The following is a 21,995-nucleotide window of genomic DNA, read 5'->3' as shown; positions in this document are numbered from 1 at the left end:
GGATTGGCGCAGCCCTTCTGGGGCCGCGAGGCAGCACCGTGATGGTGCTGCCCTGCCTGTTTTACAAGGCCGTCAAACTCACCAGCGGTAGTGGGCGAAGGCCTTGTTGGCTTCGGCCATGCGGTGGGTTTCTTCGCGCTTCTTGATGGCGCCACCACGGTTTTCCGCGGCGTCGATCAGTTCAGCAGCCAGCTTCTTCGGCATGGTGTTCTCACCACGCTTGCGCGCGGAGTCGATCAGCCAACGCATGGCCAGGGCCATCTTGCGCGAGGCGCGCACTTCGACCGGCACCTGGTAGGTAGCGCCGCCGACGCGACGCGACTTCACTTCGACCGCCGGAGCGACGTTGTCCAGAGCCTTCTGCACCAGCTCGATCGAGTTGGCGTTCTTCTCGGAGATGACGTCCATGGCACCGTACACGATCTTTTCAGCGACGGACTTCTTGCCGCTCTGCATGACCATGTTGATGAAACGGGCGATGGTTTCGCTTCCGTGCTTCGGATCCGGCAGGACGGAACGCTGCGGAGTATTACCCTTACGCGACATAGTGCTCTCCCCTTAGGCCTTCGGACGCTTGGCGCCGTACTTGGAACGGGCCTGGCGACGCTTGGCAACGCCGGCGGCGTCGAGCGAGCCACGAACGGTGTGGTAACGCACACCCGGCAGATCCTTGACACGACCGCCACGGATCAGGACCACGGAGTGTTCCTGCAGGTTGTGGCCTTCACCGCCGATGTAGGAAATGACTTCTTCCTGGTTGGTCAGGCGGACCTTGGCAACCTTGCGCAGAGCCGAGTTCGGCTTCTTCGGGGTGGTGGTGTAGACGCGGGTGCAGACGCCACGGCGCTGCGGGCACTTGTCGAGCGCCGGCGAGGCACTCTTGTACGTAGTAGCTTGCCGCGGCTTGCGGACCAGCTGGTTGATCGTCGCCATCAGTAGGTTCTTCTGATTGGTGGCCGGAAATCCGGCCAGAGATGCGGAAATGTTAAAGCAGGCCAAAATTCTGGCCTGCTGAGACAGACGATTGTAGCAACCTGTCAGGAACGCAGTCAAACGCGTTCTGTCAAGCCCGTTCCTGATCCCGGAACGTTACTGGGGGGCCTCCATGTACCCCGTTCAGGTTGGCAGGGTGAACCGCTGGCGGTGCACCCTGCCCTGTCCCAACCCCGTCGTTGCACCGACGGGGTGGTCCGGCCGTGAGGCCGGACCGGTGTATCAGTCTTCCGAAGCCTGTTCAGCTTCCGCCTCGACCACCGGCGCCTCGACCGCAGCCGGAGCACCGGCCAGGGTCTGCATTTCCGATTCGGTCAGGCCGGACGCGTCGCGACGGCGGCTGCTGTGGTACGACAGACCGGTACCGGCCGGAATCAGACGGCCGACGATGACGTTTTCCTTCAGGCCACGCAGGTTGTCCTTGGTGCCGCGGACGGCAGCTTCGGTCAGCACGCGGGTGGTTTCCTGGAAGGACGCCGCCGAGATGAACGATTCAGTGGCCAGCGATGCCTTGGTGATACCCAGCAGCACCGGGTCGAAGTGCGCCGGCAGCTCGCTGCGGGTGGCCAGGCGTGCATTCTCCTCGATCACGCGCTGACGCTCCACCTGTTCACCGTTCAGGAACTTGCTGCTGCCCTGGTCGGTGATCTCGACCTTGCGCAGCATCTGGCGGGTGATGACTTCGATGTGCTTGTCGTTGATCTTCACGCCCTGCAGGCGGTACACGTCCTGGATTTCCTTCACCAGGTAGGCGGCCAGCGGTTCGACACCCAGCAGACGCAGGATGTCCTGCGGGCTCGGTTCGCCGTCCACGATGGTTTCGCCCTTGGTCACGTGTTCACCTTCGAACACGATCACCTGGCGGTACTTCGGAATCAGCTCTTCGTGTTCCGAACCATCGGTGTCCTTGATGATCAGGCGCTGCTTGCCCTTGGTGTCCTTGCCGAAGCTGATGATGCCCGAGCGCTCGGCCAGCACCGCCGGATCCTTCGGCTTGCGCGCTTCGAACAGATCGGCCACGCGCGGCAGACCACCGGTGATGTCGCGGGTCTTGGACGCTTCCTGCGGGATCTTGGCGACCACGTCGCCCACGCCCACCGGGGCGCCGTCCTGCAGGTTGACGATCGAACGCGGCGGCAGCAGGTACTGCGCCGGCAGATCGGTGCCCGGGATGGACAGATCATTGCCCTTGGCATCGACGATGCGCACGATCGGGCGCAGGTCCTTGGCCTGTGCACCACGACGCTTCGGATCGGTGATTTCGCGCGAAGCCAGACCGGTCAGTTCATCGGTCTTTTCGATGACGGTGATGCCGTCGACGAAGTCGATGAAGCGGATGAAACCGGCCACTTCCGACACGATCGGGTGGTTATGCGGATCCCAGTTGGCCACGGTCTGGCCAGCCTTGATCGCATCGCCGTCCTTGGACGTGATGGTGGCACCGTACGGCAGCTTGTAACGCTCACGCTCACGGCCGTGGGCATCGAGCACCGAGATTTCGCCCGAGCGCGACACTGCCACCAGCGAGCCATTGGCGTGCTCGACCGACTTGAGGTTGCTGAACTTGACCGAACCGGTGGTCTTGACAGTGATGTTGTCGACCGCAGCAGCTCGCGACGCCGCACCACCGATGTGGAACGTACGCATGGTCAGCTGGGTACCCGGCTCACCGATGGACTGGGCGGCGATGACGCCGACCGCTTCACCGATGTTGACCAGGTGGCCACGGGCCAGATCGCGGCCGTAGCAGCGGGCGCAGACGCCGAAGGCCGATTCGCAGGAGATGGTCGAGCGGACCTTGATGGTCTGCACGCCGGCATCTTCCAGCTTGGCCACCCAGGCTTCGTCCAGCAGGGTGTTGCGGGTCACGATCGGATCTTCGTCGTTGCCCGGCAGGAACACGTCCTCGGCAACCACGCGACCCAGCACGCGGTCCTTCAACGGCTCGACCACGTCGCCGCCTTCCACGATCGGGGTCATGATCAGGCCTTCGGTGGTACCGCAATCCACCTCGGTGATCACCACGTCCTGCGCCACGTCGACCAGACGACGGGTCAGGTAACCCGAGTTCGCGGTCTTCAGCGCGGTATCGGCCAGACCCTTACGGGCACCGTGGGTGGAGTTGAAGTACTCCTGCACGTTCAGGCCTTCGCGGAAGTTCGCCTTGATGGGCGTCTCGATGATCGAGCCATCGGGACGGGCCATCAGGCCGCGCATGCCGGCCAGCTGACGGATCTGTGCCTGGCTGCCTCGCGCACCGGAGTCGGCCATGATGTACAGCGAGTTCATCGACTTCTGGTCGATGGTCTCGCCCTTGGCGTTGACCACCTTCTCGGTACCGATGGTGTCCATCATCGCCTTGGCGATGCGTTCATTGGTACGCGACCAGATGTCGACCACCTTGTTGTAGCGCTCGCCGGCGGTGACCAGGCCCGACTGGTACTGCTCCTGGATTTCCAGCACTTCGGCTTCGGCCTCGGTGAGGATGCCCTTCTTCTCGTCGGGGATCAGCATGTCGTCGATGCCGATGGAGACGCCGGCGCGGGTCGCGTAAGCGAAGCCGGTGTACATCAGCTTGTCGGCGAACACGACCGTGTCCTTCAGACCCAGCTGGCGGTAGCTGGAGTTGATCAGGCGGCTGATGTTCTTCTTGGTCAGTTCGGTGTTGGCCAGCGCGAACGGCAGGCCTTCCGGCAGGATTTCAGCCAGCAGGGCGCGACCGATCGTGGTGTCCACGATCGAGGTCTTGTTCTGCTTGTTGCCTTCCTCGTCGGTCACCACTTCGGTGATGCGGACCTTGACGCGTGCATGCAGTTCCACCACGCGGTTGTCGTAGGCGCGCTTGACTTCGGCGATGTTGGCGAAGGCCATGCCCTCGCCCTTCTTGTTTTCCAGCGAGCGGGTCATGTAGTACAGACCCAGCACGACGTCCTGCGACGGCACGATGATCGGCTCGCCGTTGGCCGGCGACAGGATGTTGTTGGTGGACATCATCAGCGCACGCGCTTCCAGCTGGGCTTCCAGCGAGAGCGGCACGTGGACGGCCATCTGGTCACCGTCGAAGTCGGCGTTGAACGCGGTGCAGACCAGCGGGTGCAGCTGGATGGCCTTGCCTTCGATCAGCACCGGCTCGAACGCCTGGATGCCCAGACGGTGCAGGGTCGGCGCACGGTTCAGCATCACCGGGTGTTCGCGGATGACCTCTTCCAGGATGTCCCAGACTTCGGCTTCTTCGCGCTCGACCAGCTTCTTGGCGGCCTTGATGGTGGTGGCCAGGCCACGACGCTGCAGCTTGGCGAAGACGAACGGCTTGAACAACTCCAGCGCCATCTTCTTCGGCAGGCCGCACTGGTGCAGGCGCAGGTACGGGCCGACCACGATGACCGAACGGCCCGAGTAGTCGACGCGCTTGCCCAGCAGGTTCTGGCGGAAGCGACCCTGCTTGCCCTTGATCATGTCGGCCAGCGACTTCAGCGGGCGCTTGTTGGTGCCGGTGATGGCACGGCCACGACGGCCGTTGTCCAGCAGCGCATCGACCGATTCCTGCAGCATGCGCTTTTCATTGCGCACGATGATGTCCGGCGCGCTCAGTTCGAGCAGGCGGCGCAGGCGGTTGTTACGGTTGATGACGCGGCGGTACAGGTCGTTCAGGTCGGAGGTCGCGAAGCGGCCGCCATCCAGCGGAACCAGCGGACGCAGGTCCGGCGGCAGCACCGGCAGCACGGTCATGACCATCCATTCCGGACGGTTGCCCGATTCCAGGAAGGCTTCGATCAGCTTGATGCGCTTGGTCAGTCGCTTCAGCTTGGTTTCCGAACCGGTGCTGGCGATTTCTTCGCGCAGGCGGGTCATTTCCGACTGCAGGTCGATGGTGCGCAGCAGTTCGTACACGGCCTCGGCGCCCATGGCGGCGTCGAAGTCGTCACCGTGCTCCTGGCGGGCCTGCAGGTACTGTTCTTCGGTCAGCAGCTGGCGGCGCTCCAGGGCGGTCAGGCCCGGCTCGGTCACCACGTAGGCTTCGAAGTACAGCACGCGCTCGATGTCGCGCAGGGTCATGTCCAGCATCAGGCCGATGCGCGACGGCAGCGACTTCAGGAACCAGATGTGCGCGACCGGCGAAGCCAGGTCGATGTGGCCCATGCGCTCGCGGCGCACCTTGGCCAGGGTCACTTCGGTGCCGCACTTTTCGCAGACCACGCCGCGGTGCTTCATGCGCTTGTACTTGCCGCACAGGCACTCGTAGTCCTTCACCGGGCCGAAGATGGCGGCGCAGAACAGGCCGTCACGTTCCGGCTTGAAGGTACGGTAGTTGATGGTTTCCGGCTTCTTCACTTCGCCGAAGGACCACGAGCGGATCAGGTCCGGCGAGGCCAGCGCGATCTTGATCGCGTCGAAGTCCAGCGTCTGGCGCTGCTGGTTGAAGAGGTTGAGCAGGTCTTTCATGGTGTTCTCCGAAAGGAGGAATGCTGTGTCGATGGGCTTTCAGTTCACTGCCAGCGGCGCGGCGGCGGTGACCGCCGCGCCGGCATGGATCAGTTGTCTTCCAGTTCCATGTTGATGGCCAGCGAGCGGATTTCCTTCACGAGCACGTTGAAGGATTCCGGCATGCCCGCGACCATCTCGTGCTCACCGTCGACGATGTTCTTGTACATCTGGTTGCGGCCCTGCACGTCATCGGACTTCACCGTCAGCATTTCCTGCAGGGTGTAGGCCGCGCCGTAGGCTTCCAGCGCCCAGACTTCCATTTCACCGAAGCGCTGGCCGCCGAACTGCGCCTTGCCGCCCAGCGGCTGCTGGGTAACGAGCGAGTACGGACCGGTCGAACGGGCGTGCATCTTGTCGTCGACCAGGTGGTTCAGCTTCAGGTAGTGCATGTAGCCAACGGTGGTGTGACGATCGAAGGCTTCACCGGTGCGGCCGTCGTACAGCTGGGTCTGGCCACTGCTCGGCAGGTCGGCCAGTTCCAGCATGCGCTTGATTTCCGCTTCGGTGGCACCGTCGAACACCGGGGAGGCCATCGGCACGCCGTCGGTAAGGTTGCGGGCCAGGCGCAGCAGTTCCTCGTCGCTGAACTGCGACAGGTCGACACGGTTGGCCACGTTGGTGTCATCGTGGTTGTAGATGTCGTCCAGGAACTTGCGCAGGTCGGCCACGGCCGCCTGGGCTTCCATCATCGCCTGGATCTTGCGACCCAGACCCTTGGCTGCCCAGCCCAGGTGCACTTCCAGGATCTGGCCGATGTTCATACGCGACGGCACGCCCAGCGGGTTCAGCACGATGTCCACGGTTTCGCCCGAGGCCATGTACGGCATGTCCTCGACCGGAACCACGTTGGACACCACACCCTTGTTACCGTGGCGGCCTGCCATCTTGTCGCCCGGCTGGATGCGGCGCTTCACGGCCAGGAACACCTTGACCATCTTCAGCACGCCCGGGGCGAGATCGTCGCCAGCGGTGATCTTGCCGCGCTTGTCGGCGAAACGACGCTCGAATTCCTTCTCGTGCGCCTGGATCTGCTTCTGCGCGCGCTCGATGGCTTCCGAAGCGTCCTCGTCCTTCATGCGCAGGGCGAACCAGTCGGCCTTCTTCAGACCGTCCAGGAAGGCGTCGGAGATCACGTCGCCCTTCTTCAGGCCGGCGCCACCGTTGACCACCTTGCCCACGATCTGCGAACGCAGACGCATGTAGATGGCCGCTTCCAGGATGCGGAACTGGTCGTCGAAGTCCTTCTTGACGCGCTTGATTTCAGACTCTTCGATCTGACGGGCGCGCTTGTCCTTCTCGATGCCATCGCGGGTGAAGACCTGCACGTCGATGACGGTGCCGTCCATGCCCGGCGGAACGCGCAGCGAGCTGTCCTTCACGTCCGAAGCCTTCTCGCCGAAGATCGCGCGCAGCAGCTTCTCTTCCGGGGTCAGCTGGCTTTCGCCCTTCGGGGTGACCTTGCCGACCATGATGTCGCCGGCGCGGACTTCGGCACCGATGTACACCACGCCGCTTTCGTCCAGGCGGTTCAGCGCCTGCTCGGAAACGTTCGGGATGTCGGCGGAGATTTCCTCCGGCCCCAGCTTGGTGTCACGCGCAACGCAGGTCAGCTCTTCGATGTGGATCGTGGTGTAACGATCCTCTTCCACCACGCGCTCGGAGAGCAGGATGGAGTCTTCGAAGTTGTAGCCGTTCCACGGCATGAACGCGATCAGCATGTTCTGGCCCAGGGCCAGTTCGCCGATGTCGGTGGACGGACCGTCGGCCAGCACGTCGCCGCGGGCGATGATATCGCCCACCTGGACCAGCGGACGCTGATTGATGCAGGTGTTCTGGTTCGAACGGGTGTACTTGACCAGGTTGTAGATGTCCACGCCGGCATCGGTGGCGCCGACGATTTCTTCTTCAACCACCTTCACCACGATGCGGGCGGCGTCGATCTGCACGATCTCGCCACCGCGACGGGCGTTCACGGTCACACCCGAGTCACGGGCCACGGCGCGTTCGATACCGGTACCCACCAGCGGCTTCTGCGCACGCAGGGTCGGCACGGCCTGGCGCTGCATGTTGGCGCCCATCAGTGCACGGTTGGCGTCATCGTGCTCCAGGAACGGAACCAGCGCGGCCGCGATCGACACGGTCTGCATCGGCGAGACGTCCATGAAGTGGACTTCCGCCGGCGGCTTCAGCAGCGATTCGCCCTGGAAGCGGCACGGAACGAACTGCTCGCTCAGCACGCTGTTGGCGTCGGTCAGCGCGTTGGCCTGCGCAATGACGTACTCGTTTTCTTCGATGGCCGACAGGAACTCGACTTCGTCGTACACCTTGCCGTCCACGACCTTGCGGTACGGGGTCTCGAGGAAACCGTACTGGTTGGTGCGGGCGTACACGGCCAGCGAGTTGATCAGGCCGATGTTCGGGCCTTCCGGGGTTTCGATGGTGCAGACGCGGCCGTAATGGGTCGGGTGCACGTCGCGCACTTCGAAGCCGGCGCGCTCACGGGTCAGACCGCCCGGGCCCAGGGCCGAGACGCGACGCTTGTGGGTCACTTCCGACAGCGGGTTGTTCTGATCCATGAACTGCGACAGCTGCGAGGAGCCGAAGAACTCCTTGATGGCCGCAGCGACCGGCTTGGCGTTGATCAGTTCCTGCGGGGTCAGGCCTTCGGATTCGGCCATCGACAGGCGTTCCTTGACCGCGCGCTCGACGCGGACCAGGCCTACGCGGAACACGTTCTCGGCCATTTCACCGACCGAACGCACGCGACGGTTGCCCAGGTGATCGATGTCATCGACCACGCCGCGACCATTGCGGATCTCGGTCAGGACCTTGATCACGTCCAGGATGTCGGAGCTGTCGCCGTGGGCGGCAACCAGGCGCTTGGATTCTTCGTCGTTACGCTCGCCGTAGTACTTGCGGTCGTACAGCACGGCTTCGCCGGTGGTTTCCTTGCGGCCCACGCGACGGTTGAACTTCATGCGGCCGACCGCGGACAGGTCGTAGCGCTCGAAGGTGAAGAACAGGTTGTGGAACAGGTTCTGCGCGGCATCCTTGGTCGGCGGCTCGCCCGGACGCATCATGCGGTAGATTTCGACCAGGGCTTCCAGCTGGGTCTTGGTCGGATCGATGCGCAGGGTGTTGGACAGGTACGGGCCACGATCCAGGTCGTTCACCCACAGGGTGCCCACCGCATCGACGCCGGCCTTGCGGAAGTTCTGCAGCTGCTCGTCGCTGATTTCGTCGTTGGCCTGGGCCAGCAGTTCACCGGTCGACGCGTCGACCACGTCGTGCGACAGGATGCGGCCGACGATGTAATCGTCCGGCACGGCCAGGGCGGCAATGCCCGAGGCTTCCAGCTGCTTGATGTGGCGCGCGGTGATGCGCTTGCCGGCTTCCACGATGACCTTGTCGCCGTCGGCGAGGTCAAAGCCCAGGGTTTCGCCACGCAGGCGTTCCGGCACCAGCTCCAGCTGGACGCCTTCATCCGGGTTGATGTGGAAGGTGTTGATCTCGAAGAACTCGGCCAGCATCTCTTCGTTGCTGTAGCCAAGCGCGCGCAGCAGGATCGACACCGGCAGCTTGCGGCGGCGGTCGATACGGGTGAACAGCGCGTCCTTCGGGTCGAACTCGAAGTCCAGCCAGGAGCCGCGGTAAGGAATGATGCGGGCGCTGTACAGCAGCTTGCCCGAGCTGTGGGTCTTGCCACGGTCGTGGTCGAAGAACACACCCGGCGAGCGGTGCAGCTGCGAGACGATGACGCGCTCGGTGCCGTTGACGATGAAGGTGCCGTTTTCGGTCATCAGCGGGATTTCGCCCAGATAGACCTCCTGCTCCTTCACGTACTTGATGGCCTTGGTCGACGACTCACGGTCGTAGATGACCAGGCGCACGGTCACGCGCAGCGGCGCGCCGTAGCTCATGCCACGCTGGCGGCACTCACGCTCGTCGAAGACCGGGTCGCCCAGCTTGTAGCCGACGTATTCCAGGGCCGCATTGCCGCTGTAGCTGGCGATCGGGAAGACCGACTTCAGCGCAGCGTGCAGGCCGTAATCGGCGCGCTTGGCCGGATCGACGTTTTCCTGGAGGAAATCACGGTAGGAATCCACCTGGATGGCGAGCAGGAAGGGAACTTCCAGGATCGAGCGCTGCTTGCCGAAATCCTTGCGGATGCGCTTTTTCTCGGTGAACGAATAGGACGTCATGAGGTCTTCCACCTTGTTGTGCGGGTCGTGCGTCCACAACCCGAAGGGAACTTGAAATTGTCAGTTGGAAGTCGCTGGTATTGCCGGCACCAGCACGCCTTCTCCCGCTACTTCCAACTGCCAACTCGTCTGCTACCACGCCCCTGCTGCCGCGCACTGCGCTGGCCGGCCGGGGTTTGACTGCAGCCCGTGTTGGGCTTTTTGCTGCTTTTGAAACAGTCGACTAACAGTCGACTCTACCGGCACCGCAGGAACGACCAAAGGCCGGGGGCTTACGCCCCCAGCCTTGGCTGCATCGCCGTGAATCGATGACGATGCAAGGGAAGTGCTTACTTGACTTCGACAGTCGCGCCAGCAGCTTCCAGGTCCTTCTTCATCTTCTCGGCTTCGTCCTTCGAAGCGCCTTCCTTCAGGACGCCACCGGCTTCGGCCAGGTCCTTCGCTTCCTTCAGGCCCAGGCCGGTGATGGCGCGGACGGCCTTGATGACTTCGACCTTCTTGTCGCCGGCAGTCTTCAGGGTGACGGTGAATTCGGTCTGCTCTTCAACAGCAGCAGCCGGGCCAGCGGCAGCAGCCACGGCAACCGGAGCAGCGGCGGAGACGCCGAACTTCTCTTCGATGGCCTTGACCAGCTCCATCACTTCCATCAGGGACTTCTCGGCGATGGCGTCGACGATCTGTTCGTTGGTAAGGGACATGATTGATACCTTTGGATGATTTTCTGGGTTGAGGTTCCGTCAGGAACCACGATAAGTCGAAACTCAGGCGGTCTCGGCGGCCGGCTCGGCAGCGTCAGCGGCGACATCGCCACCACCCTGCTTCTCGCCAACGGCCTTGATGGCGCGGGCAAACATCGTGACCGGCTCGGTCAGGACGCGGGCCAGCATGGCCAGGGCCTGGTCGCGGGTCGGCAGCGAGGCCAGCACATCGACGTGGCTTGCCGGGAACACTTCACCACCGATGGCGACCACCTTAGCCTTCAGCTTGTCGTTGCCCTTGGCGGCTTCCTTGATCAGGCGACCGGCTGCGCCGGGCTCCTCGAGCGAGAACGCGTACAGCAGCGGACCAACCATCTGGTCCTGGGCCACTGCGAACTCGGTGCCTTCAACAGCACGCGACGCCAGGGTGTTCTTGACAACTTTCAAGAAAACGCCGGTTTCGCGAGCCTGCTTGCGCATCGCGGTCATCTGGGCGACCGTGGTGCCAGCGTATTCGGCTGCGATCAAGGAGTGGGCCTTGGCGGCGACGTCTGCCAGCTCGGCGACTACTTCTTGCTTCTGGGACAGATTGAGAGCCATTGCACTCCTCCAGTTGAACTCCGCTTACGGCTCCTGCCGTGTGCGGTCCTGTGCGGCATCCGTCCTGGACGCCGGGAACATCGGAATGATGTTCCGGGGGTGGGCCGTTCCAGACCTGGAGTGCAATCGGGGAAGATCCCAGACGTGCGTGAACCAGAAAAACTCCAGAAGGGCACCATCTACGCAGGTTGATTCCGGGGAATCGATTAAGCGGTCAGTGCGGTGCCGGCGGCGACTCCCTGCCAGTTCGAGCTTCCGTGCCCGTCGCCGGTACTGCCACGACCGCGCCTGCGGTCTTTGACGGCTACCACCGGCGATGAACCGCCGGCGATGCCTTCAAATGTCACGGTCACGGTGCCCGAGGGTACCGTGACCGCTTGAAACAATTACTTCAGGGTCAGCGACGACTGGTCGACGGTGACGCCCGGGCCCATCGTCGAGCTGACCGAAACCTTCTGCAGGTAGGTGCCCTTCGAGGTAGCCGGCTTGGCCTTGATCAGGTCCAGCAGCAGCGCGGTCAGGTTCGACTTCAGCGCGTCTTCGGCGAAGTCGGCCTTGCCGATGGTGCAGTGGATGATACCGGCCTTGTCGGTGCGGTAACGGACCTGGCCCGACTTGGCGTTCTTCACGGCTTCGCCCGGGTTCGGGGAAACGGTGCCGACCTTCGGGTTCGGCATCAGGCCGCGCGGGCCCAGCACGGTGCCCAGCTTACCGACAACGCGCATGGCGTCCGGGGTCGCGATGACGACGTCGTAGTTCAGATCGCCGGCCTGCATCTTCTCGGCCAGGTCGTCCATACCGACTGCTTCGGCGCCAGCGGCCAGGGCTTCGTCAGCCTTGGCACCGGCCGGAGCGAACACGGCAACGCGGACCGACTTGCCGGTACCCGCCGGCAGCACGGTGGAGCCACGGACCTGCTGGTCGGACTTCTTCGCGTCAACGCCCAGGCGCACGGCAACGTCGATCGACTCGACGAACTTGGCCTTGGTGGCGGACTTCAGGATGTTGATCGCGTCCTCGAAGGCGTACGACTTGCCCGGGACAACGGCGGCCTTGATGGCCTTCTCACGCTTGGTCTGTGCCATCTTCTTAACCCTCCACCACGAGGCCCATGGAACGGGCAGAGCCAGCGATGGTACGCACGGCGGCGTCCAGATCGGCGGCAGTCAGATCCGGTTCCTTCGCCTTGGCGATCTCTTCCAGCTGCTTACGGGTGACCTTGCCGACCTTCTCGGTGTTCGGGCGCTTGGAGCCCGACGAGATGCCAGCGGCCTTCTTCAGCAGGGTGGTGGCCGGGGTGCTCTTGGTGATGAAGGTGAACGTACGGTCCGAGTAGGCCGTGATGATCACCGGAACCGGCAGACCCGGCTCGAGCTTCTGCGTGGCAGCGTTGAACGCCTTGCAGAATTCCATGATGTTCAGGCCGCGCTGACCCAGCGCAGGACCGACCGGCGGCGAGGGGTTGGCCTGACCGGCCTTCACCTGCAGCTTGATGTAACCGACAACTTTCTTTGCCATTTGAGTGCTCTCCGGGTGCTAGCGCCTTTCGACAACAGGCTCCCCATCGGACCGGGAATCACGCGTCCCGGCATCGCGTTTTGAAATCATGCCGAAGGCCACCTTGCGGCGGCCCGGCTCCGCTGGCATCCCAGCGGGAGCCGCGCACTATAACATGTTTTTTCTTCACGTGCCTGAAGCGGCACGTAAACGAGGAAACCGGGCCAGGCCCGGTTCCTTTTGTAGAGTCGAGCTTGCTCGACTTTCCGTTCAGTCGAGCAAGCTCGACTCTACGGGCGGTCAGACGGCCTTTTCGACCTGGCCGAACTCGAGCTCGACCGGGGTGGCACGACCGAAGATCAGCACCGAGACGCGCAGACGGCTCTTCTCGTAGTTGACTTCTTCGACGACGCCATTGAAGTCGTTGAACGGGCCGTCGGTGACGCGGACCATCTGGCCCGGTTCGAACAGCACCTTCGGACGCGGCTTTTCCACGCCTTCCTGAACGCGATTCAGGATGGACTCGGCTTCGGAATCGGCGATCGGCAGCGGACGATCGGCGGTGCCGCCGATGAAGCCCATCACGCGCGGGGTTTCCTTGACCAGGTGCCAGCTTTCGTTGTCGATGCGCGGGATACCGGCTTCTTCGTGGGTCTCGATCTGGACCAGCACGTAACCCGGGAAGAACTTGCGCTCGGAACGACGCTTCTGGCCGGCACGCATCTCGACCACTTCTTCGGTCGGGACCAGGACGTCGCCGAAGCGCTCTTCCATGCCATCACGGGCGATGCGATCACGCAGAGCCTGCGCAACCGACTTCTCGAAGCCCGAATAGGCGTGAACGACATACCAACGCTTCATGCATTTCTCCTTAGCGGCTCAGGAACCACTGAGTCAGTTTCTGGATCAAGAAGTCGAAGCCACCCAGCAGCAGGCTGAGGATGACCACCACGACAATCACGACCCAGGTCATGCGAACGGCTTCCTGGCGCGTCGGCCAGACCACCTTGCGCAGTTCGAAGCGCGACTCGGAGAGGAATTCGCGGGTGTCGCGCCCCTTGCCGGTCAGCATGAACACGCCGACACCGCCAACCAGACCGACCACGACCGCCAACGCACGCAGCTGACCCGTCCACGCCCCCAGCTGGGTGGCACGACCGGAATCAGCGGAGAACCAGAACCAGACGAACAGACCAGCCAGCACCAGCAGCGAGGCCAGCGCGTACTTGACGATATCCCCACCGGTGGCGGAGGCATCCTTGGAGTGTTCGATCTTGCTATTCATCAGGCTATATCTGCTTTAGCGACGGCTGGGCCGCTGGATAGGGTGGCAGATGGCACGCCAGGAGGGACTCGAACCCCCAACCTGCGGTTTTGGAGACCGCTGCTCTGCCAATTGAGCTACTGGCGTACAGATTGAAACTTGCCTTCCCTTAGACGGCGAAGGCGGACCGAGGTTCCCGGCCCGCCACTCGCGCAACCGGCAGTGCTATGCAACCGCCGGCCTTGCAGGATTACTCGAGGATGCTGGCAACCACGCCGGCACCGACGGTACGGCCACCTTCGCGGATAGCGAAGCGCAGACCGGCGTCCATGGCGACCGGGTTGATCAGGGTGACAACCATCTTGATGTTGTCGCCCGGCATCACCATCTCGACACCTTCCGGCAGCTCGACCGCACCGGTGATGTCGGTGGTACGGAAGTAGAACTGCGGACGGTAGCCCTTGAAGAACGGGGTGTGACGGCCACCTTCGTCCTTCGACAGCACGTACACTTCGGCGTCGAACTTGGTGTGCGGCTTGATCGAACCCGGCTTGGCCAGAACCTGACCGCGCTCGACGTCGTCACGCTTGGTGCCGCGCAGCAGCAGACCGGCGTTGTCGCCTGCCTGACCCTGGTCCAGCAGCTTGCGGAACATTTCGACGCCGGTCACGGTGGTCTTCTGCACCGGACGGATGCCGACGATTTCGATTTCTTCGCCGACCTTGATCACGCCGCGCTCGATACGACCGGTCACCACGGTGCCGCGGCCCGAGATCGAGAACACGTCTTCCACCGGCATCAGGAACGGCTTGTCGACGTCGCGCTCCGGGGTCGGGATCCAGCTGTCCAGGGCGTCAACCAGCTTGATGACGGCCGGGACACCGATGTCGCTCTGGTCGCCTTCCAGCGCCAGGCGGGCCGAACCCGAGATGATCGGGGTGTCGTCGCCCGGGAAGTCGTACTTGCTCAGCAGCTCGCGGACTTCCATTTCGACCAGTTCCAGCAGCTCGGCATCGTCAACCATGTCGGCCTTGTTCAGGAACACGACGATGTACGGCACGCCGACCTGACGCGACAGCAGGATGTGTTCGCGGGTCTGCGGCATCGGGCCGTCAGCGGCCGAGCACACCAGGATCGCGCCGTCCATCTGGGCGGCACCGGTGATCATGTTCTTGACGTAGTCAGCGTGGCCCGGGCAGTCAACGTGGGCGTAGTGACGGGTGGTGGATTCGTATTCGACGTGCGCGGTCGAGATCGTGATGCCACGCGCCTTTTCTTCCGGCGCGGCGTCGATCGCCGAGTAGTCCTTGAATTCACCACCGAAGCGCTCGGCACCGATCTTGGTCAGTGCGGCGGTCAGCGTGGTCTTGCCGTGGTCGACGTGACCGATGGTGCCGACATTGACGTGCGGCTTGGTGCGCTCGAACTTACCCTTGGCCATGGCTGCTTATCTCGAATTCGTCTGAGAGGTGATGCTTAAGATGGTGCTCACGAAAGGAATCGAACCTTCGACCTCTTCCTTACCAAGGAAGTGCTCTACCGACTGAGCTACGTGAGCCGAGTTTTGCATTATGACACGAACTCGATAATATTCAAAGTTCATTCAATGGAGCGGGAGACGGGAATCGAACCCGCACCATCAGCTTGGAAGGCTGAGGTTCTACCATTGAACTACTCCCGCGCCGGGAATGTCACAACGTGAAACTGGTGGAGGGAGGTGGATTCGAACCACCGAAGGCGTAAGCCAGCAGATTTACAGTCTGCCCCCGTTGGCCGCTTGGGTATCCCTCCTTACCGCCCCATCCCGTTCCGCCGAAGCGGTGCGGTGTGTGGTGGTGAGCCGCTTATTCTGCTGATGGGGCGGGGTGCTGTCAACGCTTTTTTCCACTTTTTTCACACGTTGTTGCAAACCCCTTGATGCACAACGTTATTGCCCTGGAAGCGGCAGGGACTCGCTGGCGAAAATAGCGACATGTGGCACGCGGTCGGCGCCAATCCAGCCCCGATACATGCCCTGGGTGTTGAACGGCGTGGCCATTTTTCCGTCCGCCGACAGCACGATCGCGCCGCCGTCGCCGCCCATCTTCGGAATGGTCTCGTTGATCACCGCCCTGCCCGCCTGTGCCGGCGACTGGCCCTGGTAGCGGATGCGCGCGCAGATCTCGTGCGCCGCGGCGGTACGGATGTAGTACTCGCCCCAGCCGGTGCCCGACACCGCGCACTGCGCATCGGCCCAGGTACCGGCGCCGATGATCGGCGAATCACCCACGCGGCCATAGCGCTTGTTGGTCATGCCGCCGGTGGATGTTCCTGCAGCCAGATGGCCCTGCGCATCCAGGGCCACGGCACCGACCGTGCCGAAGTGCCGGGCCGTTTCCAGGTCGGCATGGGCCTGGCCGCTGGCCTCTTCCTTCAGCGCACGCTGCAGCTGCTGCCAGCGCTTGTCGGTGCGGAAGTACGACGGATCGACCAGGCCGATGCCCTGCTCGGTGGCAAACGCCTCGGCGCCCTGCCCCACCATCATCACGTGCGGCGACTTCTGCATGACCGCCTGCGCCAGCAGGATCGGATTACGCACGCGCTGCACGCCTGCCACTGCGCCGGCGGCCTGACTGGCGCCATCCATTACCGCCGCATCCAGTTCATTGCGCCCGTCATGGGTGAACACCGCGCCCTTGCCTGCATTGAAGGTCGGATCGTCCTCCAGCACGGTGATCGCAGCCGTCACCGCGGCCAGCGCCGGGCGACCTGCCGCAAGCTCGGCGTGGCCCTTCAGCAGCGCGGCCTTCAGCGCATCGCGCGCAGCCTTCTCCTCGGCCGGGGACAGGTCCTTGCGCTCCACGCCGGCGCCGCCGTGGATGACCAGCAGCGGCGAAGGCGAAGGCGCGGCGTGGGCCAGCAGGGGAAGCGACAGCAGCGCGGACAGGGCCATGCGCAGTTTCATCAGGTGCATCTCCAGGGGAATGAGGTTCGGTCTGGCCGGGCACGGCCCGGCCCTACCGTCGGGTGAGCTCGATCTGGCCGTCATCGACGTCTGCCAGCATCTGATCGTCCACGTCGGCCTGGAAATCATCAAGCCGCAGGCGGCCACCGGAGGCAACCACCGTTACCGGCACGGCCTGGAAACGCAGCGGCTCGCCATCGACCATGTGGTCGGCGCCACGCCCCGGCCGCACCACCCAGACCCGGCCCTGCCCGTCCGCACTGTACACACGCGCCTGACCATCGGGTTCAACGCACAGGGCGGTATCTTCGTCCACCCCGATACCGACCATGTCCGGGTCGCCACTGTCCTGCGCGGCCCGGGCGACGAACACGATCAAACGGCCCAGCCGGTCGCGCTTGTCGAAGTGGGTGTCGGTGACCACCCGTTGCAGGTACGGCATCTGCAGGAAGCCGTGGTCGAGGGTGACGGCCGCGCCGCGGGGATCGGCCAGCGCACTGGCCGAATCGATGCTGCCGCCATCCAGCGCGCCATAGGCATAGCCGCCGAGGATCGCCAGCCCGGCACTGGTCCCGGCGATGGGCTTGCCGGCGCGGATGTGTGCGTTGAGCGCGCGGTTGAGTGCGGTGCCTTTCCAGAAACGGATGTAGCGCGCCTGGTCGCCGCCGGCGATGAAGATGGCGTCGGCCGCCGCGACCACGCGAAGGACGGCGGGATCGTCCGCACCGCGTCGGCTGTCGAAGACCAGGGTCTGCACCGCGGTGGCACCGCCGATGTCGTGGTACAGGCGCTCCTGCAGATCGTCGCCGCCGGAGGCGCGCAGGATCAGGACCCGTCCGTTGCCGGCCTGCCGCAACCACCAATGGAAGGCCTCGGGCACCCATTCGCCCCCGCCCATCAGCATCATGGCGGGCGCCCGTGGGCCGGGCCGGGGTGCGTCGAGATTGCCCGCCTCGTAATAGGCGAAGCCGGGTTCCTGCGCGCTCTGCGCTGCCGCCGGGAGCACCCACGCCAGCGCCAGCCCTGTGCACAGGGCCAGGCGAAGCCAGGGACCGGGAAAGACCTGTCGCATGTTGATCTCCCTGAACAGAATCGACTTGCAACCGTTTTCATTCTTTGCCAGATAGAAAGCCAGTAGTCAAGAACATAAAAAAGGCGTTAAATGCGCGCGCCCATCCGGGAAAACTGAATGGGGGACAGGGCCCCTCCTCTGCGGGCCGGCATCACTTCCGGGAATTCTTCATGCGTAGACAGGCGATGGCGTGGTCGATCCAGCTGGCGTTGATGGGTGTGGCCGCTTCGGCAGCAGCCCAGTCCCCAGCGACCTCTTCGGTTCAACAGCTCGATGCGGTGCAGGTCACCGGCTCGCGCATTCCACGTGCGCAGGTTGAAGGCCCGGCGCCGATCACGGTGATCAGTGCCGAGCAGATCCAGTCGGCCGGCTTCACCAGCGTGCCCGACGTGCTGCGCGCGATGACCCAGAACGGCGGTGAGACGCAGAGCCAGCAGTCGTCCAGCGGTGCCGACTTCTCGCCCGGCGCACAGCAGGTCGATCTGCGCGGGCTGGGGCCGAACCACACCCTGGTGCTGGTCAACGGCCGCCGCATCGCCGACTTCCCGATGCCGTTCCAGGGCCGCAGCAACTTCACCGATGTGTCCAACATCCCACTGGGCATGATCGAGCGCATCGAAGTGCTGACCGGCAGCGCCTCGGCCATCTACGGCTCGGATGCGATCGCCGGCGTGGTCAACTTCATCCTGAAGAAGCAGGCCGATGGCACCACGGTGGACGTGCGCATGGGCACCACTACCGAAGGTGGCGGCGATTCGTTCGACATGAGCGTGGCCAGTGGCTTCAGCCGCGGCAACTTCAACGCGGTGTACAGCGTGGAACTGCAGTCGCAGACCCCGCTGTGGGCCTACGAGCGCGACCAGCAGGACTCCACCCAGGACGGCCCCACCGAAGGCTCGCGCATTGCCCGCCGCGCCTACCTGCGCACCGATTACAACGATGACTATCTGGACCCGGGTGCAGCGACCTGCGACGGGCTGGCCGGGCAGAACAACGGCAGCACCTACCATGCCTTCCGCCCGCGCTACGGCTACTACTGCGGCAGCGACGCGTCGATCGGCTACGGCACCATCCTCAGCAAGCGCCGCGGCGCCAACGGCTATGCCTCGCTCAGCTACGACTTCGACAACGGCCAGCAGTGGTTCGCCGATGTGCAGCTGGGCTACCACAGCCTGGCGCTGATGCGCGATGTCACTTCCTGGGGCCGCATGGCGCCCGATGGCGACGAGTCGGGCTACTTCAACAACGCAGCCACCGGTGAAATCGAGTTCTGGCAGCGCCAGTTCTCGCCGGAGGAAATGGGCGGCCTGCGCAATGGCATGGTGCGCAGCACGCAGAAGACCTTCAGCGTGACTACCGGCTTCAAGGGCAACCTGGCCGGCAACTGGGATTACGAAGCGGCCCTGAGCCATTCGCAGTACCAGTCGCGGATCAGCTGGCCGCAGATCGTGGCGGCCAAGGCCAACGATCTGTTCCTGGGCCCGCAGCTGGGCGAGGACGACGACGGCTTCCCGATCTACAACGCCGATCCGGAACGCCTGTATCGCCCGCTGACGCGCGCCGAATACGATTCGATCGCTGCGCGCACCACCTATACGCCGAAGTCGCGCACGGAAACGGCCGCCTTCACCCTGACCAACGGCGCGCTGTTCGGCCTGCCCGGCGGCGATGCCGGCTTTGCCGCCACCGTGGAAGTGGGCCAGCAGGCCTACGCGCTGAATCCCGATCCGCTGGCCACGCAGTACTACTACTACAGCTGGAAGGATTCGGACGGCCAGGGCTCGCGCAACCGCTGGGCCGCCGCCGCCGAGCTGCGCATGCCGCTGCTGGACAGCGTGAACCTGAGCGTGGCTGGCCGATACGACCAGTACCGCTATTCGGGCAACACGATCGGCAAGGCCACCTGGAGTGGCGGCCTGGAATGGCGTCCGATCGATACCCTGCTGGTACGCGGCTCCTACGGCACCGCCTTCCGTGCGCCGGACCTGCACTACGTGTACGCCGGGCCTGGCAATGACGAGACTGCCGGCAACGACTACTACGGCTGCCTGTCCGACGGCGCTGACGACTGCAGCGACTACGAAGAGAACCTGATCCGCAGCCGCGAAGGCAACCGTCGCCTCGATCCGGAAACCAGCACCTCCTGGAGCGCCGGTTTCGTCTGGTCACCCGGCGGCGGCTTCGATGTCAGCGCGGACTGGTTCGACATCGACATGCGCAACCAGGTGCAGGACATGAACGTGGACGCGATCCTGCGCGACGAGGCGGCCTGTCGCCTGGGCGAGCTGGACGCCACCTCGGCCACCTGCGTGGATGCCCTTGCACGGGTGACCCGCACCGACGACGGCCGTCTGTACGGCGTACACGTGAACCCGGTGAACATCGCCCGCGAGCGCACCCAGGGCGTGGATGTGGGCCTGCGCTGGCGCGTGCAGACCGGCATCGGCGAGTTCTCCTTCAACGGCAACCACACCTGGGTGAAGAAGCACGACTTCCAGCAGTTCCCGGGCGACCCGGTGGAAGACCAGTTCGCGGTGAACAGTGGCTTCGACATTCCGCGCACCAAGACCAGCCTGAGCGTGACCTGGGAAAAGGCGGCGTGGTCGGCCACGGTGTACGGCTCGCGGCTGGGCAAGCTGCCGACCTCGGACAGCTATGACCAGGTGTTCGACTGGGACAGCGGTGACAGCCCGTACATCAAGGCGACCTACCGCTACAACGCGTCGGTGCAGTATCGCTTCGACGACCACGCGCGCCTGTCGCTGTCGGTGGTGAACGTGTTCAACAAGATGCCGCCGAAGGATGCCTCGTATACGGCCTACCCGTACTACGACGTTTCCTGGTTCGACACGGTGGGGCGCACGATCAACCTGCAGTACACCCACAAGTTTGGTGGCAGCGCGCTGTAAGGCTTGCGGTGCGCGGGACAGAAAAGGACGGAGGCGCAGGCCTCCGTCCTTTTCTTTTGGCGCCTATCTTCTCAGGACGAAGCGGGACTCGGCTCCGCAACGCTCCAGAAGACATGGACCACGGCGGGCATCTGTCCATGCAGTTCGTCGTACCGGGCGATGACTTCCGGGGCAAACGACGCCCGCCCGCTCGCATCGAGCGCAACCGGCTCCCCCAGTGCACGGGCCATGTCGATGTAGAAGTACGACATATCCCCATAGGGACGCTTGCCGTCCATCAGCATCACTGCACGCCCCTGTGTGCGAGTGTTCATGCTTCGCAGCAACGCCAGGTGTTCCGATGACACGGTCACCACTCCATCGCCCCCGGAGCCGCCCATGGCTCCAGTCAGGACGTAGCGGCCGGGCTCGAGCTTGCCCTGCATGATGAAACCCGATGCGGTACGGGCCAGCCGTTCGGCCAAGGGCGCTCCTTCGCTGGCGCGTCGCCCCGAGGATTCCTGGCACATGCGCCCCAATACTGCGTAAGCGGCCAGTGCCTCCTTGTCGGCCGGGTCGGCCGCGTCGAGGTAGATGCCTTGGTTCTCGCTGGAATCCACTTCAGGCCGCAGCTGCTCGCGCATTGCGTTCAGCAGGGCTTGCGCACTGCACTCCCGCGCTGCCCCAGGTCCGACGAGCTTGGTGGGCCGCGCGGCCACGTATCGATATACGAAGGCCAGCAGTAATCCGACCACGAAGATCGTGACTACCAGCCAGTACGTTCGTGGTGTCATGAAGTTGTTCCCGGATAGTGGAGGGGCATCACACCGCGCGCCGATATCAGTGAAAGGGTGAAGTGACAGTCTGACGCAGCAGCGTGCAGTGCTCCATGCAACACATCCGAAAGTGATATCCGCCCGGACATGCGGGTTTTCCACACACCGGGTGGAAAGCGATGGGAACTTGATGTGGACAAGTGGGCGCGAGCTTTGCCGCACAAGCGTTTGCAGGGGTGGTGATTTTTTATCCAGCGCCACGGTTGTTTTCCACATGGCACGTGGAAAGCGATGGGAACTTGGTGTGGACAAGTGGGCGCGAGCGTTGCAGCGCAGGCGTTTCGGGGCGTGGTGAAAATTTGTCCACGGGTCGACGCGTTGGATCGGGGTCGGAGCCCTTTCCTGTGGAAAGGGATCCGACCCCTTGGTTTTCCACACCGGGCGTGGAAAGTGGTGGGGGTTTGGTGTGGACAAGTGTGCGCGAGTCTTGCGGCGCAAGCGTTTCAACGCATGGTCATTTTTTTCGCCAGCAACCGGCGGTGGACTGGAAACGCGAACGCCCCGCACAGGGCGGGG

At 63.8% G+C, this 21,995-nt stretch carries 15 protein-coding genes and 4 tRNA genes; 1 reads left to right on the top strand and 18 read right to left on the bottom strand.

The features are described from left to right. Positions 1-78: 78 nt before the first annotated feature. The 17 genes from rpsG to AC06FA_RS05415 form a co-directional block, all read right to left on the bottom strand. On the bottom strand, positions 79-546 hold the full coding sequence (rpsG, locus tag AC06FA_RS05495; protein WP_108748654.1) for a 30S ribosomal protein S7: 468 nt from the start codon (positions 544-546) through the stop codon (positions 79-81). Positions 547-558: 12 nt separating this feature from the next. Beyond that, positions 559-933, bottom strand: a complete 375-nt coding sequence (gene rpsL / locus AC06FA_RS05490; protein WP_004145320.1) for a 30S ribosomal protein S12 — start codon at positions 931-933, stop codon at positions 559-561. Between the two features lie 282 nt (positions 934-1,215). Further along, on the bottom strand, positions 1,216-5,436 hold the full coding sequence (rpoC, locus tag AC06FA_RS05485) for a DNA-directed RNA polymerase subunit beta' (protein ID WP_478067450.1): 4,221 nt from the start codon (positions 5,434-5,436) through the stop codon (positions 1,216-1,218). A gap of 89 nt (positions 5,437-5,525) precedes the next feature. Continuing rightward, positions 5,526-9,680, bottom strand: coding sequence for a DNA-directed RNA polymerase subunit beta (rpoB, locus tag AC06FA_RS05480; RefSeq protein ID WP_478067449.1), 4,155 nt, complete (start codon positions 9,678-9,680; stop codon positions 5,526-5,528). Between the two features lie 329 nt (positions 9,681-10,009). After that, on the bottom strand, positions 10,010-10,378 hold the full coding sequence (rplL, locus tag AC06FA_RS05475) for a 50S ribosomal protein L7/L12 (RefSeq protein ID WP_108752271.1): 369 nt from the start codon (positions 10,376-10,378) through the stop codon (positions 10,010-10,012). A 63-nt stretch (positions 10,379-10,441) separates the two neighbouring features. Further along, positions 10,442-10,978: a 50S ribosomal protein L10 gene (rplJ, locus tag AC06FA_RS05470; RefSeq protein ID WP_005408203.1), complete on the bottom strand. Its 537-nt coding sequence runs from the start codon at positions 10,976-10,978 to the stop codon at positions 10,442-10,444. 386 nt (positions 10,979-11,364) lie between these two features. Then, positions 11,365-12,063, bottom strand: coding sequence for a 50S ribosomal protein L1 (rplA, locus tag AC06FA_RS05465; protein ID WP_108748650.1), 699 nt, complete (start codon positions 12,061-12,063; stop codon positions 11,365-11,367). 4 nt (positions 12,064-12,067) lie between these two features. After that, on the bottom strand, positions 12,068-12,496 hold the full coding sequence (gene rplK / locus AC06FA_RS05460) for a 50S ribosomal protein L11 (RefSeq protein ID WP_004145248.1): 429 nt from the start codon (positions 12,494-12,496) through the stop codon (positions 12,068-12,070). A 279-nt stretch (positions 12,497-12,775) separates the two neighbouring features. Next, positions 12,776-13,336, bottom strand: coding sequence for a transcription termination/antitermination protein NusG (nusG, locus tag AC06FA_RS05455; protein WP_312706730.1), 561 nt, complete (start codon positions 13,334-13,336; stop codon positions 12,776-12,778). 10 nt (positions 13,337-13,346) lie between these two features. After that, a complete protein-coding gene (gene secE / locus AC06FA_RS05450; protein WP_478067448.1) occupies positions 13,347-13,760 on the bottom strand; it encodes a preprotein translocase subunit SecE in 414 nt (137 codons plus the stop codon). A gap of 50 nt (positions 13,761-13,810) precedes the next feature. Next, a tRNA-Trp gene (locus tag AC06FA_RS05445) sits at positions 13,811-13,886 on the bottom strand. A gap of 103 nt (positions 13,887-13,989) precedes the next feature. Then, entirely contained in the window at positions 13,990-15,180 is a 1,191-nt protein-coding gene (tuf, locus tag AC06FA_RS05440; protein WP_108748647.1) for an elongation factor Tu, read from the bottom strand. Positions 15,181-15,221: 41 nt separating this feature from the next. Beyond that, positions 15,222-15,297, bottom strand: a tRNA-Thr gene (locus AC06FA_RS05435). 49 nt (positions 15,298-15,346) lie between these two features. Further along, positions 15,347-15,420: transfer RNA gene (locus tag AC06FA_RS05430), tRNA-Gly, on the bottom strand. 24 nt (positions 15,421-15,444) lie between these two features. Further along, a tRNA-Tyr gene (locus tag AC06FA_RS05425) sits at positions 15,445-15,530 on the bottom strand. 136 nt (positions 15,531-15,666) lie between these two features. After that, positions 15,667-16,683, bottom strand: a complete 1,017-nt coding sequence (locus AC06FA_RS05420) for an isoaspartyl peptidase/L-asparaginase family protein (RefSeq protein WP_478067447.1) — start codon at positions 16,681-16,683, stop codon at positions 15,667-15,669. Between the two features lie 52 nt (positions 16,684-16,735). Next, a complete protein-coding gene (locus AC06FA_RS05415) occupies positions 16,736-17,755 on the bottom strand; it encodes a cyanophycinase (RefSeq protein WP_478067446.1) in 1,020 nt (339 codons plus the stop codon). 170 nt (positions 17,756-17,925) lie between these two features. On the opposite strand from AC06FA_RS05415, the gene AC06FA_RS05410 reads away from it, so the two are divergent. Continuing rightward, positions 17,926-20,664, top strand: a complete 2,739-nt coding sequence (locus tag AC06FA_RS05410; protein WP_478067445.1) for a TonB-dependent receptor plug domain-containing protein — start codon at positions 17,926-17,928, stop codon at positions 20,662-20,664. A gap of 71 nt (positions 20,665-20,735) precedes the next feature. Here the strand turns inward: AC06FA_RS05410 and AC06FA_RS05405 are convergent, their stop codons facing one another. After that, entirely contained in the window at positions 20,736-21,437 is a 702-nt protein-coding gene (locus AC06FA_RS05405; RefSeq protein WP_478067444.1) for a hypothetical protein, read from the bottom strand. Positions 21,438-21,995 lie beyond the last annotated feature (558 nt).

The organism is Stenotrophomonas sp. Steno-C17, from assembly GCF_056393165.1.
This window is presented reverse-complemented; position numbering and strand designations above follow the sequence as displayed.

Bases quoted from the DNA above. Each gene is read 5' to 3' on its own strand.
- rpsG (WP_108748654.1), bottom strand. From the start codon at position 546: ATGTCGCGTAAGGGTAATACTCCGCAGCGTTCCGTCCTGCCGGATCCG.
- rpsL (WP_004145320.1), bottom strand. From the start codon at position 933: ATGGCGACGATCAACCAGCTGGTCCGCAAGCCGCGGCAAGCTACTACG.
- rpoC (WP_478067450.1), bottom strand. From the start codon at position 5,436: ATGAAAGACCTGCTCAACCTCTTCAACCAGCAGCGCCAGACGCTGGAC.
- rpoB (WP_478067449.1), bottom strand. From the start codon at position 9,680: ATGACGTCCTATTCGTTCACCGAGAAAAAGCGCATCCGCAAGGATTTC.
- rplL (WP_108752271.1), bottom strand. From the start codon at position 10,378: ATGTCCCTTACCAACGAACAGATCGTCGACGCCATCGCCGAGAAGTCC.
- rplJ (WP_005408203.1), bottom strand. From the start codon at position 10,978: ATGGCTCTCAATCTGTCCCAGAAGCAAGAAGTAGTCGCCGAGCTGGCA.
- rplA (WP_108748650.1), bottom strand. From the start codon at position 12,063: ATGGCACAGACCAAGCGTGAGAAGGCCATCAAGGCCGCCGTTGTCCCG.
- rplK (WP_004145248.1), bottom strand. From the start codon at position 12,496: ATGGCAAAGAAAGTTGTCGGTTACATCAAGCTGCAGGTGAAGGCCGGT.
- nusG (WP_312706730.1), bottom strand. From the start codon at position 13,336: ATGAAGCGTTGGTATGTCGTTCACGCCTATTCGGGCTTCGAGAAGTCG.
- secE (WP_478067448.1), bottom strand. From the start codon at position 13,760: ATGAATAGCAAGATCGAACACTCCAAGGATGCCTCCGCCACCGGTGGG.
- tuf (WP_108748647.1), bottom strand. From the start codon at position 15,180: ATGGCCAAGGGTAAGTTCGAGCGCACCAAGCCGCACGTCAATGTCGGC.
- AC06FA_RS05420 (WP_478067447.1), bottom strand. From the start codon at position 16,683: ATGAAACTGCGCATGGCCCTGTCCGCGCTGCTGTCGCTTCCCCTGCTG.
- AC06FA_RS05415 (WP_478067446.1), bottom strand. From the start codon at position 17,755: ATGCGACAGGTCTTTCCCGGTCCCTGGCTTCGCCTGGCCCTGTGCACA.
- AC06FA_RS05410 (WP_478067445.1), top strand. From the start codon at position 17,926: ATGCGTAGACAGGCGATGGCGTGGTCGATCCAGCTGGCGTTGATGGGT.
- AC06FA_RS05405 (WP_478067444.1), bottom strand. From the start codon at position 21,437: ATGACACCACGAACGTACTGGCTGGTAGTCACGATCTTCGTGGTCGGA.